This is a genomic window from Arthrobacter sp. NicSoilC5 (assembly GCF_019977395.1).
GTDB lineage: Bacteria > Actinomycetota > Actinomycetes > Actinomycetales > Micrococcaceae > Arthrobacter.
Map to the genome: position 1 here is coordinate 276,555 of NZ_AP024660.1, position 14,655 is coordinate 291,209.

The window sequence follows — 14,655 nt, forward strand, 5'->3', positions numbered from 1 at the left end:
AGGATGAGGGCAGGACACCCACTGCTGTACACCTTGTGATGAACTACCGCACGCGATTCCGGCATGACGAGACCCCGACGGCAGAGAAGATGGGCCCGAACGTTGTGTGCTATGCCGGGTAAACGGTGATGGCCGTAGCCTTGATGACGAAGTAGACGTTTATCCCGGGCATGAGCCCGAGGTCTGCCGAAGCGGCCGGGGTGATGTCTGCCATCAGGCCTCCGGCGTGGACACGGATATGGTCGCCGTGGGGTTCCAGATCCGTGATTCTGACGGCGAACGAGTTCCGTGGGCTACCGTGATCAGCAGTCGGGAAGACCGCAACCGCGATCGGTGAAAAGAGTGCAACGCCGTCTTGGCCGACGACTGCTCCGTCTTGAGGATGTGCGTTGATGTCAAGCCCGCAATTGGACGTGAGCCCGTGGCCTGTGATAGTTCCGGAGAGCAGGTTCAAGCCCGCCAGTCCGGCAGCAAATTTGCCGCGGGGTTTCTTCAGGATCTCCCGGGGTGAGCCTTCCTCGGTGATCCGCCCGTCTTCGATGACGATGGCGCGGTCGGCGAGCATCAGCGCGTCCAGGACATCGTGCGTGATGATGATGGTGCGGCGCGTAGCGAGGATCCGCTTGAGAAGGCGGCGCAGCGTGGGGGCGGCATGAATGTCGAGGGCCGCCAAGGGTTCGTCGAGGAGCAGTAGTTCGGGTTCCGTTGCAAGCGCGCGCGCTAAGGCAACGCGTTGAGCCTGACCGCCGGAAAGCTGGCCTGGCCGCCGGTTGGCGAACTCCACCGCTTCTACTTCCGCGAGCCAGTGTCGAGCCGTCTGAAGCGCACTGGCCCGATCCGCGCCGGCAGCCCGCGGACCGAAGGCTACGTTCTCCAACACGCTCATGTGCGGAAACAGCAGCGGTTCCTGTGCGAGCAGCGCGGTTCCCCGCATGTGCGGCGGCAGGAAGTTGTTCGTGCCGTCGCCAATTTCGAACAGCATCTTCTGTTTTAGCGCCGCGTTCCCGCTATCCGGGCGGATGAGCCCTGCGATGATTGCCAGCATCGTCGACTTGCCGGCACCGTTTGGACCCAGCACGGCTACTGTTTCTGTGCCTCCGAAAGTGAAGGAGACGTCGAAGTTGCGCGCGTGCAGGGCGGCATCGAGTTTGAAGGTCATCTTGATTCCGCATCCGCTGCCAGCGCCGGCGAATTCCGGAAGGAAAGTGAGACGACCGCGACCGCCACCGCCACAAGTACCAGGGAAAGGGCGACGGCAGCGTCGGCGTCGCTTTCACGCTGAAGGTAGATCTGCAGTGGCAGGGTGCGGGTGACACCTTGGAGGCTCCCGGCGAAGGTCAGGGTGGCGCCAAATTCGCCCAGGCATCGCGCGAAGGACAGCACGGCGCCGGAGGCAAGACCGGGCAGGACCAGCGGGAGAGTGACCCGGCGCAGCACCGTGCTCGGGCGGGCACCAAGCGTCGCTGCGACGGCTTCATACTTGGTGCCGGCGGTACGGAGAGCTCCGTCGAGACTGACCACCAGAAACGGCAACGCCACGAATGTCTGGGCGAGGACGACGGCGGTGGTGGAGAACGTGATTTGGATGCCAGCCAGTTGCATGCTCTTCCCGAGGAGTCCCTGACGGCCAAACGTGTAGAGCAACGCGATGCCGCCGACCACGGGCGGCAGGACGAGGGGTAGCAACACAAACGCCCGCAGCAGGTGCTGGCCCGGGAAGCTGGAGCGGGCCAGAAGGAGGGCCAGCGGCACCCCGAAGACGAGACACAACACCGTGCTGGCCGCAGCCGTCCGCAGGCTGAGGCCAAGCGCCGTGAGCGAGGATTCCGATGTGATGAGCGGGATGAAGTGCGCCCAGTTGACCCTGAACACCATTGCGGCAAGCGGCAGCAGGACAAACAGGCATCCTGCTGCTGCAAGGGCGAAAACCCACGGAGGGAGCCCTGTGTAACCGGTGTTTTGTCGGTTTGTCCTGCTGCCCGACCAGGCCTTCTTACGGGGCACCAAAACCGGCGTCACCGAGGACCTTCCTGCCTTCGCTTCCGGTGACCATGCCGATGAACGCGTTGGCCAGATCCTTGTTCGCGCTTGTTCCTACGGCAGCGATCGGATAAGTGTTCACAGCCTGGTCGGACCCGCTGAAAGCGATGCCCTTGACCTTGTCACCGGCGGTCTTGACATCGGTGACGTAGACAAGGCCAGCGTCGGCTTCCCCGGAGGTGATCTTGCCCAGGACGTCTGTGACGGAGGATTCCTCGCTGACAGGCTTCAGGGTTGTTCCCGTAGCCTTTTCCACCTTCCCCGTGGCGGAGCCGCAAGGAACCTGCGGGGCGCAGACAACTACTTTGATGCCCGGCTTCGCTAGATCTGCGAAGGAAGAAATCGACGCCGGGTTTACTGATGGAACTGCGATGGTCAGGACGTTCGTGGCGAAGTTGGTCGGCGTTCCGTTGATAAGCCCGGCAGCGGAAAGTTCAGCCATGTTCTTGACATCGGCGGAGGCGAAAACATCGGCCGGAGCGCCTTGGGTAATCTGCGAGACCAGGGCCGAGGATCCTGCGAAGTTCAGCGTAACCTTAGTGCCCGGGTTTGCGGCCTCGAACTTGGAGGCGATCTCGGTGAAGGGAGACTTTAAGGACGCGGCGGCGTAAACGGTCACCGAGCCTGTGCTCGTTGGGGGAGTGCCGGTACCTGGGCCCGGGGCTTTGTCATCGGCGGAGTTAGCGCAGCCAGCCAGTCCTGCCGCAACGACCCAGGGGGTCAGCAGCAGGCTGACGCGCACGCGAAAAATGTTCATGTGATGATCCTTTTAGGGCTCGGCTTGATTGACCCAAACGCTCGCATGGGATCAACCTGCTATGCCGGCACCGACCCATTCCAAGGTCCCATCGGCGAAGAACTGTTGCTTCCAAATGGGCACCTCTTTCTTGATGCGGTCAACCAGGTCCGAGCACACAGCGAATGCCTGTCCCCGGTGTCCCGCGGCTACAGCACAAACGAGAGCCGCGTCCCCAATTCCGAGTGCTCCCACCCGGTGCGATGCCCAGATCCGCACGGGAACGACTTCCTCCGCCTCATCAGCGGACGAGTACTTGGCAGCGACCGCTTCCAGAACATTTTTCAACGCCTGGTGTGCGGTGGGGTGAGCAGTGTAGGTCAGTCGGTCGACTGCCTTACCGCCGTCGTGATTGCGTACCACTCCACAAAAACTGACTACTGCTCCGGACGTGCTCGAATCCACAGCCGCTGTGGCCACCTCGACGGAGATGGGCTGATCGCTGAGCTCACAATTGACTACGGCAAAGGCTTGCCTCGTTGTCTGCGCTGCGGTGGCAGCTTCTCCTGCGTCCGTATGTTGGTCGGTGCTCATTCCTGTCCTCTCATTCAACGGCAGTCGCCTGTCAAGCCCACTCGTGTCTCCAGTCACGCCTATTCCTCCGAGGTTTTCAGAGACCAGTCCCCACTCTTGCCGCCAGTCTTGGCAAGTACCCGGATATCCGTAAGAACAGCGTGCTTGTCAACGGCTTTGATCATGTCGTAAACGTTCAGGGCGGCGACGCTTACTGCAGTCAAAGCTTCCATCTCTACTCCTGTCACACCCCTAGTCTTAACGGTTGCAACGAGCCGCACGCTGTCAGGTCCCAGTACGAAGTCGACCGTCGCCCTGGAAACAGGTAAGGGGTGGCACAGCACAATCAATTCGGACGTTTTCTTGGTCGCCAGGATGCCTGCGATCCGGGCGACGGCCATGGCATCGCCCTTGGGCAATCCCTCGGATGAGAGCAGCAGCAGGACTTCGCGAGTCGTACGAACTGTTGCCGTAGCTGTTGCCTCCCGGTTGGACTCAACTTTGTGTGAAACATCCACCATGTGGGCAGTGCCGTCCGTGCGCAGGTGGGTGAGGCCCGCGGACCAACCTTCCAGCGTCAAACCGCCCATACCTCCACCTCTGATCCCTCCGCCAGTTCCGAAATTCCCTCTGGGATGTGCACCAAGACATTTGATCGAGCAAGTGCTCCGAGCAGGTGGGAACCTTCGCCGCCTTCCAGTCGAACAGTGCCGTTCGCTAAGAGGACACCCCGCCGGACCTGGTGCTTTTTCGGGGGCGACGTTAAGGGATGCGAAAGGGGTGCGCGGAACGAGAGCCGGGGAGCCGGCGCAGCAAACATTTCGCCCAGGAGCGGACGCAGGAACATCTCAAACGAGACAAAGCAGCTCACCGGGTTTCCAGGGAATGCAAGGATCGGAGTCCCCTCGAAGGTGCCGACTCCCTGGGGACCGCCGGGCTGAAGGGCAACGTGGGAAAATTCGACGTCATGATCGGTCATGGTCTGCCTAACAGGCTCGTAGGCGCCCGCGCTCACGCCGCCACTGGTAACAATCAGGTCGACGTGCGCGGCATGGATTTTCAAGAGTTTCGATAGGGCGCCCGGCTCATCCTTGACTATGCCTGCCCTGACGACGTTGAGCCCTGCCTGAAGCATAGAGGACTCCAGGAGCGTGTTATTTGCATCGTAAATCTTGCCCGGTTCGGGCTTCTCACCGGGCTCAAGGACCTCGTCCCCGGTGGTGGCCAGCAGGACAGTCAGCTTTTGAGTAACAACAACTTCAGTGACACCCAATGCGGCGAGCAGACCAAGCTGGCGCGGACCGAGCACGGTTCCGGCGGGCAGTGCGCATTCGCCTTTAGCTATATCACTCCCTGCGCCGCGGACAAACGTACCGGCAGCTGTCTCAGGAAGCCACACTGTCGTATCCAACCCAGGGGGAGGGAAGTGGTTTGGCGCTGCCCGTTCAATAGGGACGACAGAATCAGCTCCATCGGGTAGCAGGGCCCCCGTCATGATGGGAGCAGCTGTCCCTCCAGCCAGAGGTGCCGGTACTGTGCCTGCCGGGACGGGTGATACCACACGCAATTTCCCTTGGCCGTCAGTGATGTCGCGGGATTTAACCGCATAGCCATCCATTTGGGAGTTGGTGAAGGGTGGCAAATTTGCCGGTGCCTTAACGGTTTCGGCCAGGCCACGGCCCAACGCTTGCATTAAGGGGATTCGCTCTACCTGGGGTGGGGTCAACAGCGGAAAGAGCACGTCCCGGATTGCCTGCAGGTGTGTCGATACACTTCGATGTTCATGTTCCGGCAGAGACCTTCCGAGGATCCGGGGGCCGGGACGCTTGCCACCCAGTGCGGTCAGCTGCTCTTCTTGCCTTTCCATGTCCTGCCTCCGGGAGATCTTTTTCGGTCTGGTGAATCCTGCTCGGCCACGCCAACCTGCTTATTCTTTCCAACGAAGCTTTTGGCGGAAGCATCTCTCTGGTTCTCGTGTGCGCCCAGGTTCGATCGTGTTGCGCAAACTGGTCCTCCTGGGTGCAAAGTGATTCCAACAGGAAAGCGACGCGCCAGCTATAGCTACTTGCCACAACTGGCTTCCGCAATTGTCAGTTCCAGCACAAAGGCCCCTGCCCTGCTTCGCGTAGCCTGAAGACATGAGTATCCAGCTAGGCATGCCGCAACCCCGGGAGGATGCCGGGCTGTCCGTATCCGCGTCAAGGCCTGCCGGCATAGGCGCCGCGCTGGTGGACCGGTATGGGCGCCGCGCCACTGACCTGAGGTTATCGTTGACGGATAAATGCAACCTCCGCTGCACCTATTGCATGCCTGCCGAGGGGCTCCAATGGCTATCCAAGCAGGCGGTCATGTCAGCCTCGGAAATTATACGGATCGTGCGGATCGGTGTGGAGAACCTGGGTATCCGCGAACTGCGGCTGACCGGAGGCGAACCCCTGGTCCGGCACGATCTACTGGGGATCATCGCCGAGTTGCGGCGAAACCACCCTCAGCTGCCGATTTCAATGACCACGAACGGTGTGGGGCTCGCCAAAAAAGCGGCCCCGCTCAAGGCTGCCGGGCTGACCCGGATTAACGTCTCGTTGGATTCGCTGCATGAGGAGACCTTCAACCAGCTGACGCGTCGGCCCTTCCTGGACCAAGTCCTGGCCGGGGTGGATGCCGCGTGGTCCGCCGGACTGGGGCCTGTCAAGCTCAATGCCGTATTGATGCGGGGCATCAACGATGCCGAAGCTCCTTCGCTGCTCGCGTGGGCGCTTGACCGTGGTTACGAACTAAGGTTTATTGAGCAGATGCCGCTGGACGCCGATCACGGCTGGACCCGGCGCAACATGATCACAGCAGCCGAAATCCGTACGCTGCTGTCCACTGACTTTGTCCTCACGCCGGATCCTCGGGCACGTGAGGGCGCGCCGGCGGAACGTTTCGAAGTACGGCGTCGGGCAGTTGGGTCGGAGGTGACTGACACTTCGTCGGCAGGGGGCCAGAACGTGCGTCCGGCGCTTGGGACAGTGGGGATTATCGCCTCAGTCACTGAACCCTTCTGCTCGGATTGCCGACGGACACGGATCACGGCCGAAGGCAAGATCATGGGCTGCCTGTTCTCCCGCGAGGAATTCGACCTGCTGGGTCTACTGCGATCAGGCGCCTCAGACGAGGCTCTCGCACGGCGGTGGCAGGATGCAATGTGGCTCAAGCCAAAAGCTCATGGCATGGATCATGTAGGACTAGACGCCCCGGACTTCGTCCAGCCGGACCGCAGCATGAGCGCCATTGGAGGATAGCTCTTTATGAACGTACGCTATTTTGCTGCCGCACGTGCTGCTGCCGGATTTGAGGAAGAAATGTTCGACCTTGCAGACGGCACGACTGTGGCAGGGCTCCTGAAGGCCATACGGTCCGTAAAACGTCCGGAACCTCCCGCAGGGACTCCCCCTCTGACCAATATTTTGGCAAGAAGCAGCCTCCTGTTGAATGAAGTTGCAGTGCGTGATCACTCAACGGTTGTAGGTCCGAACGATGTGGTTGACGTGCTTCCCCCGTTTGCCGGCGGATGAGCCGCTTCAGCTTTTTGTGCATCCGGTCTGCAACGCAGTGTTGCCAATCTTGAAGGTCTTAGCGCGCTTCACGGGCTTCTCGAAAGCGTGCGACACGTACAAACGTCGTCGTAGCGGCGATCGTTCTTCAGCTAGTTGTACTGGCCTGGTGTATTTGTGTTTGATGCCGGGACCAGGAGCTTCGTTGAAAAAACCCGTGAGCCGTAGCAGGAACCGTTGTCGGTCAGCACCCTGCGGGGTGAGACCCCGTAGCCCTGAAAGTAGGCGCTGACCGGTTGCCAGAATCGGGCAGCGTTGTTGTCCTGCCGCTCGTCTATGAGGATCTCTGAATACGCGAGCCGTGAGTAGTCATCAATGGCGGTGTGGATGTGGCGTAGCCGGGTTTAGGGCGGTCTTAGCACTGTCCGCGGTTGGACCAGCCCTTGGCCCGGCCCACGGCCCTGTTGCCTCCTCTGTCGGGGACCCGGCCGAGCTTCTTGACGTCGACGTGAACGAGAGCTCCAGGACTGTTTGTTCGTAGCGGCGAATGACTCGTCCTGTCGCCCGATCCAGACAGGACAGCCTCGCCAGACGATAACGGGACAGGACCTTGTGGGCCGTGGACGGGTGCAACCCGAGCAAATAAGCGATGCGGGCCGGCCCCCAGCGCCGGTTCACCCTTAGGGCAATGATCCGCCGCTCGACCCGCTGTTGTGTCCGCTGCGGGGATGATGCAGGACGGCTCGAGCGGTCATCCATAGCCTTGGCGCCGAGCTCGCGCGCCTGGGGACCAAGCTCAAGATAACGTTTGGCCCAACGGGCGGCGGTCGGCACAGAAACCTGCAAACGTTCGGCAGCGCGCCGCAACGGCCAGCCATCATCGACGATACATTTCGCCAATTCAAGCCGCCCCAAGGGCGCGAGGAAAGCGTTAGGGTGGGACACGAAGACCTCCGATTGTGGAACTTGACCTTAGACAAGCCCCGCTCCACTCGGAGATTTTCTTCATATCGCCATGCCATGCCGACTGTCACCAACGTCCGTGGTAACACAGCTAGTTGGATGCGTACCAACCGTGATGAAGAGTCGGGCTCTGAACATTGGTAGTTGCTCCCGTGGATTCTGGTGACTTTCGAATGGGTGGCGAACAACTGAAGTTCGTTAGGTGCCGCCGCAGGAGTACCAGTAGCCATACCTTCGCGTTTGGTGCAGGGGTAGACAGTTACGCCCCCTGGACGGTGAACGCATGCGAAGAAGCACCCGGGGGCTTGCGCTTCTGGCTCTTGCGCGATAGCCAGCGCACATAACAGGCTGTGCCTGCAAAAAACAGGGGAGGCAGGGGCGTGCCCACCCGGTCGTTTAACGGAACAGTCCATGACGTTTAAACGGACCCTTTGTCCTGCGTACCCTTTTCCCTGCCCAGGACAGGAATGGTGGGCGCGTTGTTCCTTGTGCACACTTCGACAAAAGGTCGGATGTAGTTGTCCTTCAATGCCATGCAAAAAGTCACGGCGGGTAGGGGAAGATGAAGGTCATTCGAGGGAGTGAAGGATGAAACTACCTAATATCAGATACGCATCACCAGCATCAATTGAAGATGCCTGCGATCTACTGTCAGCTGACGAGGACTCCAAGATCATTGCTGGAGGCCAGAGTCTGCTGCCTGTCATGGCCATGCGCCTAGCCCAACCGTCCGTCATTGTAGACCTGGGATACGTTCCTGGCCTGACTGACCTGGAGGAAGTCGGAGACTACATCCGCTTCGGACCTATGGTCACCCATGCAACGATCGTCAGTTCCCCTGCCGTTGCCAAGAACCTGCCAATGATGGTGGCAGCTGGCCACCACATAGCCCATCCCCAGATTAGGAATCGAGGGACCTTGGGCGGAGCCTTGGCCCATGGCGATGCAGCGGGCGAATGGCCGCTCGTATTGCTTGCCCTCAATGGAATGGTGGAGGTTCAAAGTGTAAGAGGACGGCGCACCATTGATGCCGATGACCTGTTCGTTGGTCCGTACATGACGAGCATTGCCGCTGACGAGATCATCACTGACGTTTGGCTACCTTCACGTCCCGACGGATGGGGCTATGGGGAGTTTGCTAGACGATCTGGAGACTATGGGCTCGCCAATGTTGCAGTCGTAATGTCGATCGAGGATTCACAAATTTCAAATGCGCGGGTGGCCGTTGGCGCCGCTGTTGGCAAAATCCAACGAGTGCCCGAGGCAGAAGACGTCCTCAACGGATCAGAGCTGTCACCGGAAAGGGCAGAAGTAGCCGCAAAAGCTGGAGCGAAATCGCTCTCGTACATCTCAGACATCCACGGCTCGGCCGAATATCGCCAAGGCCTGGTGCAAGAGCTGATTCGGCGCACCATAGTTGAAGCAGGAGCACGTACGTGACATCATCATCCCCATCAGAACGCGTCGAAATAGACGTGGAAGTAAACGGACGTCGGCGCACTGTTGCAGTAGACGCGCGCGATACTCTGGCCGACCACCTGAGGAATGACCAAAAACTCACCGGCATCAAGCTCGGGTGTGAGCATGGGGTCTGCGGTGCGTGCACGATCCTCATGGATGGGGCCGCCGTGCGGTCCTGCCTGACCCTTGCCGCCCAGGGAAACGGACGCAGCATACGGACCGTCGAAGACCTGTCGGATGGCGCTGCCCTTAGCCCACTTCAGGAAGCTTTCAAAAAGCACCATGCCCTCCAGTGCGGTTTTTGCACGGCAGGGTTCCTCCTATCAGCTACAGAGTTGCTAGACGCAAACCCTAGTCCGACAAGAGACGAAGTTGTCGAGGCCCTCTCCGGTAACTTATGCCGATGCACGGGCTACCAGACGATTGTTGAGGCTGTCCTGGATGCAGCGGGTCAGATTGGAAACTAAAATGGACAACCCACATTATTACTCTCCTCCGATAACAAGAAACGTTATAGGCAAGCGGGTCCCACGAACTGAGGACGCAAGACTTCTTACCGGGCGGGGAAAGTACCTGAACGACATCAACGTTGAGGGCCAGTTGCATGCTTGTTTCGTGCGCAGCCCTGCTGCTCATGCTCAAATCACGGGCATTGATACGTCGGTCGCCTCAGAGATGCCTGGCGTTCACCTTGTCTGGACGGCTTCTGACATCGAAAAGTACTGCGCCGGCATCGAGGCACAATATACGGCTGAGGGATGCGAAGCGATGACCATGCCTCTCTTGGCCAAGGACGTCGTACGCTACGTCGGTGAACCGGTTGTATTGATAGTCGCAGACTCGCGAGCGGTAGCAGAAGATGCATGCGATCTCGTAGGTCTCGAGCTCGAGCCCCTCGAAGTCGTGCTTGACCCCCGCAAATCGATCCAAGGGGGCCCAGTAGCAAACGGCGAACGCCCTGACAATGTGGGCATTCGCGGGAGGGCAACCTTTGGGGACGTGGACGAGGCGTTCGCCAATGCCGAGCATGTCGTTTCCGCCCTGTACCACCCTGGTCGGGTGGCAGCCGCCCCTATGGAGACGAGGGGTTGTCTAGCGGACTACGAATGGACTGAGGACCGGCTTAGGCTATGGGCGTCAACGCAGATGCCCCACTACGTGAAGATGTGCCTGAGCCTCTTTCTTGGTTTCGATGAGTCACGAAGCGAGGTCATTTCTCCTGATACCGGCGGCGGTTTCGGGCAGAAAGCGCACGTATTCCCTGAAGAAATGCTCATGCCGCTCGCTTCGAAGCACCTGAAGACGCCAGTAAAATGGGTAGAGGATCGGCGCGAAAATCTTTTGGCGGGTTCACACGCCCACGAGCAGTTCGTCACAATCCAATATGCCGCCAACGCTGAGGGACGAATAACTGGGGTTCGGACCCATTCTTTAGTTGACGGCGGCGCCTACCATATGCCCCCGCAGACTATGGCTGTGGAATGCTGGGCCACCGCGGCCGTCACGCCCACCGGTATATACGATATCCCAGCGGCGGAGTACGTTTACGAGGGGGCCGTCACCAACAAGTGCCCCATGGGCGCTTTCCGCGGAGTTGGGTACACGGCGGGAACTCTCGCCCGGGAATCCCTTATGGATGATCTGGCGCGACAGATGAAGGTGTCTCCTTTTGAAATCCGGAGACAGAATGTTGTTAAAGAATTTCCGTGGACAAATCCTCAGGGGGTCGTGTACGAGGAGGGGTCATTTCTTGAGGTAATCAACACCTTGGAAGAAATGGTCGACTACCCGGCCTTTCTTGAACGACAGGAAGAAGCCCGCAAAAACGGCAAATACCTGGGGTTGGGAATCAGCGTCTTCGTCGAAAGTAGTGGCGAGAGCACGGGCATGATGCAGGCCCATGGCGCAACCGATGTGTTCCATGACACAGCAACCGTCAAAATGGATTCGACCGGCTCGGTCACAATAACCTCGGGTTTGAATTCACAGGGTCAGGGCCACCAAACTACGCTTGCCCAGGTAGCCGCGGATGTCTTAGGCATTCCCTTCGAATCGATCAGCGTCGATGCGGGAACTTCCACCAAGGGCGCCTATGGCAGCGGCACCATTGGAAGCCGCGCAGCAGTCATCGCGGGCGGATGTGTTAATCGTGCAGCCCATGCCATTCGTGAAAAATTGGTTGCCGTTGCTGCCAACATGCTCGAGTCTTCTGAGGAAGACATCGTTTTGGAAGAAGGCTTCGCATCCATCGTAGGGGCTCCTGAATCGCGAGTGAGCGTCGCCGACGTGGCCATGGCAGTCTACTGGGACTCATCCAAGTGGCCCGCCGGTTTTGAACCTGGATTGGAGTTCACTAAGGCATGGGACACATCCCGGCCCATGTTTTCGAACGGCGGTCATGCCCTTATCGTTGAACTGGATCCCATCACCGGGTTTGTAACAGTCGAAAAGGTCTATTCCGTCGAGGACTGCGGCGTTATCATCAATCCCACTATTGTAGAGGGCCAAATTCGCGGTGGGGTCATACAAGGAATTGGCATGGGCCTTTTCGAGCAGCTCGTTTACGATAATTCAGGAAACTTGTCTACAACGTCTTTCCTGGATTACCAGACGCCAACGATGGATGTTTCTCCGCCATTTGAAATCAGGCACATTGAAACCCCGTCGGTGATGACAGCGTCGGGCGTGAAGGGGATGGGAGAGTCTGGTCTGATCTCGGCACCGGCTGCGGTACTCAACGCCGTGAATGATGCACTCTCTCCCTTTGGTTCCGTTCTCTATGAACTTCCAGCAACCCCCGAGAAAATTATCCGCGCCACCAAGGGAATTGTCGACCTGGAAGGCCCGGAGGATTGGTCGGACCTGTGGGATCGGGCAGGGGTGCCCGCGCTCGATCGAGGCCCAATGGATACGGAGTAGGGACAGCATGCGTGCGTCCCTGGTTGCAGACGCAAATCCCAAAGTCCAGGACATGTGAAAGAAGGCAAAATTTGTATGACGCAATTGTGGTTGGTGGCGGTTTTAGCGGCCTGAAAGCAGCACGTGACCTTACCAATGCAGGCCAAAAAGTACTTCTCCTTGAAGGGGGCGACCGCCTTGGAGGGCGAGCGTATTCCCGGGAGTCCCGGAATGTACCCAACCTGCAGGTCGAGATAGGTGGAGCGTACCTACACCGAAAGCACCACCCGCGGCTGGCAGCTGAATTGGACCGGTACGGAATTGCCACGGCGGCTGCTACCGAGTTCACCTCGTTTAGGCATCGTTTGGGCCCGACTGCACTGAATCAGGCATTTCCTATTCCTGGTTCGGAAGCAGTTGCAGTGGAAGCAGCCACCTACACTTTGCTGCGGGATGCGCACAGAATTGACCTGGAAAAGGGGTTGGAGAACCAGGACCTTGAGGACCTGGACGTCCCACTCATCGAGTACGTCGACGGGCTCGACCTGCCCCCTGTTTCCAGGCAGTTTTTGCTCGCCTGGGCGTGGAACATGCTGGGTCAGCCTGCTGACCAGTCATCCGCGTTGTGGGCGTTGCAACTTGTTGCAGCACATCACTACAGCATCCTCGGCGTGCTTTTCTCGCTGGATGAAGTATTTGCCAATGGTTCGGCTGACCTGGTCGACGCCATGAGCCACGACATTCCTGAAATCAGGATGCAGAGCGTCGTTACGGGCATAGATCAGTCAGGCGATGCAGTGCACGTGACCCTCAAAAGCGGGGACGCCTTCCAAGCACGTTCCGTGGTAGTTGCTACCCCAATGAACACTTGGCGGAGGATTCTTTTCACCCCGGCCCTACCTGAAAACCGGCGGTCAGTAATTGAGGAAGGGCACGGTGGCCGCGGACTTAAAATTCTGATTCACGTGCGGGGAGCGGAAGCCGGAATCGAATGCGTCGGAGACGGAATTTTTCCCACGCTTTACGACTATTGCGAGGTGTCGGAAAGCGAACGACTGTTGGTGGCGTTCACCGACTCGGGATCCTTCGATCCTACCGATCTCAGTGCTGTCAAGGACGCCGTGCACTACTATCTACCGGAGGTTGAAGTCCTCGGCATCGATTATCACGACTGGATCAAAGACCCACTTTTCGAAGGGCCCTGGGTCTCACCTCGAGTGGGACAGTTCAGTCGAGTACACAAGGAACTTGGTGAACCGGCAGGCCGTGTTTATTTTGTAGGATCCGATGTGTCGTTGGGGTTCCCGGGATATATTGAGGGCGCGCTGGAAACCGCTGACTCGGCGGTCAACGCGATTCTGCATTCGTAGAACGAGGGCTTCCTGATGCTCTCCCCGGCGCTTATGGTTCGCTCGCAGCCGGGGCAGCCATCCGGCCAAAAACGCTGACAAGAATGCAGTTGCACGGTTCCATCAACGCCATCGGCCATCAGGAATGATGGCCGATGGCGTTCTGTCGGGATCAAATATTAGGTTTAGGCGTTTGGGTGTAGCGTGATCCTCTAACCCAATGGTGCCCCCGATCCCGCCTCATGATCCTCCTGCTCCAGGGAGGGTCTCTGGTATCTGTCTGGTAACCAAGTTTCCTGCTCAGGGCCTTGCCGCGCCCCTGCAGGAACCGAACCACTGCCTCCGCCCGTGAGAGTTGCTGCTTCGCCTGGTCGTCCTCGGACCTCGCCGGTTCACATGAAATTCGATGCTTCACATCCCTTTCCTATACACAGGCAGTTTTGTTCTCACCCCGTTCACTTCTAGGAGATGAATTTGATGTCTATCGGTGCTATAGCCGGTCTGATTTCCGCTGGGGTCTTTGCGCTGCTTGTTCTACTGCTTGCAGTGCCGATCATGAGACTCGGCCAGGTACTAGACGAGGTACGAATTGCGATTAGGTCGTTGAGCGACGGCGCGATTCCGATAATGGATGGGGCCACAGTTATTGTGGCCACCGCCAATCAGCAACTTAGGAAAGTGGACGGCATTGCGTCGAATGTCTCTGATGTTAGTGCCGACTTCTCCGCCTTGACCTCCCTGGTCACGGCCAGTGTCGGAGCACCCTTGATCAGAATGGCGGCTTTCAGTCATGGTGTCAGAACCGCTTTAGCGAAACACCCTATGCCGGCTACAGGCCGACGAAGCCGCTAAAGTTCGGAGGCCAGTATGAACCGATTTATCTGGATGGGAACCGGCATGCTTATTGCAGTCATTGCCCTTCGGCAAGTGGATGCAAAAAAGACCGGACCCGGGTGTGTGGGCTGGCATCGAGTAGTAGGCCGATTCACTGACGCGATGCATGATTTTGCCGACGCGGTCCGCGTCGGAATGCACGAACGGGACACCGAACTTCGCGGCGCGCTCAGGAGAAACCGTGACTACTAGGCTTCGAGTGCCT

13 protein-coding genes and 1 pseudogene are annotated in these 14,655 nt (G+C 58.9%); 7 read left to right on the forward strand and 7 right to left on the reverse strand.

Features of this window, described 5'->3' with window-relative positions:
* Nucleotides 1-109 precede the first annotated feature (109 nt).
* Genes LDO22_RS01230 through glp form a run of 6 tightly spaced genes read right to left on the reverse strand, consistent with a single transcriptional unit; the run spans nt 110 to nt 5,216 of the window.
* Entirely contained in the window at nt 110-1,159 is a 1,050-nt protein-coding gene (locus LDO22_RS01230; protein WP_224025778.1) for an ABC transporter ATP-binding protein, read from the reverse strand.
* Entirely contained in the window at nt 1,156-2,019 is an 864-nt protein-coding gene (locus LDO22_RS01235; RefSeq protein ID WP_346347078.1) for an ABC transporter permease, read from the reverse strand. Before LDO22_RS01235 ends, LDO22_RS01230 begins: the two co-directional genes overlap by 4 nt.
* Complete coding sequence (gene modA, locus LDO22_RS01240) at nt 1,994-2,797, reverse strand: molybdate ABC transporter substrate-binding protein (protein WP_224025779.1); 804 nt, start codon at nt 2,795-2,797, stop codon at nt 1,994-1,996. Before modA ends, LDO22_RS01235 begins: the two co-directional genes overlap by 26 nt.
* Before the next feature lie 51 nt (nt 2,798-2,848).
* Nucleotides 2,849-3,370, reverse strand: a complete 522-nt coding sequence (locus LDO22_RS01245) for a molybdenum cofactor biosynthesis protein MoaE (protein WP_224025780.1) — start codon at nt 3,368-3,370, stop codon at nt 2,849-2,851.
* Between the two features lie 59 nt (nt 3,371-3,429).
* A complete protein-coding gene (gene moaC / locus LDO22_RS01250; RefSeq protein WP_224025781.1) occupies nt 3,430-3,939 on the reverse strand; it encodes a cyclic pyranopterin monophosphate synthase MoaC in 510 nt (169 codons plus the stop codon).
* A complete protein-coding gene (gene glp / locus LDO22_RS01255; protein ID WP_224025782.1) occupies nt 3,927-5,216 on the reverse strand; it encodes a gephyrin-like molybdotransferase Glp in 1,290 nt (429 codons plus the stop codon). Before glp ends, moaC begins: the two co-directional genes overlap by 13 nt.
* Nucleotides 5,217-5,487: 271 nt before the next feature.
* Here glp and moaA point away from each other — a divergent pair, with 271 nt between their 5' ends.
* Complete coding sequence (gene moaA, locus LDO22_RS01260) at nt 5,488-6,633, forward strand: GTP 3',8-cyclase MoaA (protein WP_201302373.1); 1,146 nt, start codon at nt 5,488-5,490, stop codon at nt 6,631-6,633.
* Between the two features lie 6 nt (nt 6,634-6,639).
* Nucleotides 6,640-6,906 carry a MoaD/ThiS family protein gene (locus LDO22_RS01265; RefSeq protein WP_159629977.1) on the forward strand — a complete coding sequence of 89 codons (267 nt, stop codon included), beginning with the start codon at nt 6,640-6,642 and terminating at the stop codon, nt 6,904-6,906.
* Between the two features lie 135 nt (nt 6,907-7,041).
* Here LDO22_RS01265 and LDO22_RS01270 read toward each other — a convergent pair.
* Nucleotides 7,042-7,830, reverse strand: a pseudogene (locus LDO22_RS01270) (IS481 family transposase); the annotation flags it as partial.
* 606 nt (nt 7,831-8,436) lie between these two features.
* Here LDO22_RS01270 and ndhA point away from each other — a divergent pair.
* The 5 genes from ndhA to LDO22_RS01295 all read left to right on the forward strand — a co-directional run bounded on the left by ndhA (nt 8,437) and on the right by LDO22_RS01295 (nt 14,408).
* A complete protein-coding gene (ndhA, locus tag LDO22_RS01275; RefSeq protein ID WP_224025783.1) occupies nt 8,437-9,288 on the forward strand; it encodes a 2,6-dihydroxypyridine 3-hydroxylase subunit NdhA in 852 nt (283 codons plus the stop codon).
* Nucleotides 9,285-9,776 carry a 2,6-dihydroxypyridine 3-hydroxylase subunit NdhB gene (gene ndhB / locus LDO22_RS01280; RefSeq protein ID WP_346347079.1) on the forward strand — a complete coding sequence of 164 codons (492 nt, stop codon included), beginning with the start codon at nt 9,285-9,287 and terminating at the stop codon, nt 9,774-9,776. Before ndhA ends, ndhB begins: the two co-directional genes overlap by 4 nt.
* Before the next feature lies 1 nt (nt 9,777).
* On the forward strand, nt 9,778-12,228 hold the full coding sequence (gene ndhC, locus LDO22_RS01285) for a 2,6-dihydroxypyridine 3-hydroxylase subunit NdhC (protein ID WP_224025784.1): 2,451 nt from the start codon (nt 9,778-9,780) through the stop codon (nt 12,226-12,228).
* A 71-nt stretch (nt 12,229-12,299) separates the two neighbouring features.
* Nucleotides 12,300-13,577 carry a (S)-6-hydroxynicotine oxidase gene (locus tag LDO22_RS01290; RefSeq protein ID WP_224025785.1) on the forward strand — a complete coding sequence of 426 codons (1,278 nt, stop codon included), beginning with the start codon at nt 12,300-12,302 and terminating at the stop codon, nt 13,575-13,577.
* A gap of 456 nt (nt 13,578-14,033) precedes the next feature.
* Nucleotides 14,034-14,408, forward strand: a complete 375-nt coding sequence (locus LDO22_RS01295) for a DUF948 domain-containing protein (RefSeq protein WP_224025786.1) — start codon at nt 14,034-14,036, stop codon at nt 14,406-14,408.
* Nucleotides 14,409-14,655 lie beyond the last annotated feature (247 nt).

What these genes read in the sequence shown, in the direction of transcription:
- LDO22_RS01230 (WP_224025778.1), bottom strand. Translation starts at nt 1,159, where the DNA reads ATGACCTTCAAACTCGATGCCGCCCTGCACGCGCGCAACTTCGACGTC.
- modA (WP_224025779.1), bottom strand. Translation starts at nt 2,797, where the DNA reads ATGAACATTTTTCGCGTGCGCGTCAGCCTGCTGCTGACCCCCTGGGTC.
- LDO22_RS01245 (WP_224025780.1), bottom strand. Translation starts at nt 3,370, where the DNA reads ATGAGCACCGACCAACATACGGACGCAGGAGAAGCTGCCACCGCAGCG.
- moaC (WP_224025781.1), bottom strand. Translation starts at nt 3,939, where the DNA reads ATGGGCGGTTTGACGCTGGAAGGTTGGTCCGCGGGCCTCACCCACCTG.
- glp (WP_224025782.1), bottom strand. Translation starts at nt 5,216, where the DNA reads ATGGAAAGGCAAGAAGAGCAGCTGACCGCACTGGGTGGCAAGCGTCCC.
- moaA (WP_201302373.1), top strand. Translation starts at nt 5,488, where the DNA reads ATGAGTATCCAGCTAGGCATGCCGCAACCCCGGGAGGATGCCGGGCTG.
- LDO22_RS01265 (WP_159629977.1), top strand. Translation starts at nt 6,640, where the DNA reads ATGAACGTACGCTATTTTGCTGCCGCACGTGCTGCTGCCGGATTTGAG.
- ndhA (WP_224025783.1), top strand. Translation starts at nt 8,437, where the DNA reads ATGAAACTACCTAATATCAGATACGCATCACCAGCATCAATTGAAGAT.
- ndhC (WP_224025784.1), top strand. Translation starts at nt 9,778, where the DNA reads ATGGACAACCCACATTATTACTCTCCTCCGATAACAAGAAACGTTATA.
- LDO22_RS01295 (WP_224025786.1), top strand. Translation starts at nt 14,034, where the DNA reads ATGTCTATCGGTGCTATAGCCGGTCTGATTTCCGCTGGGGTCTTTGCG.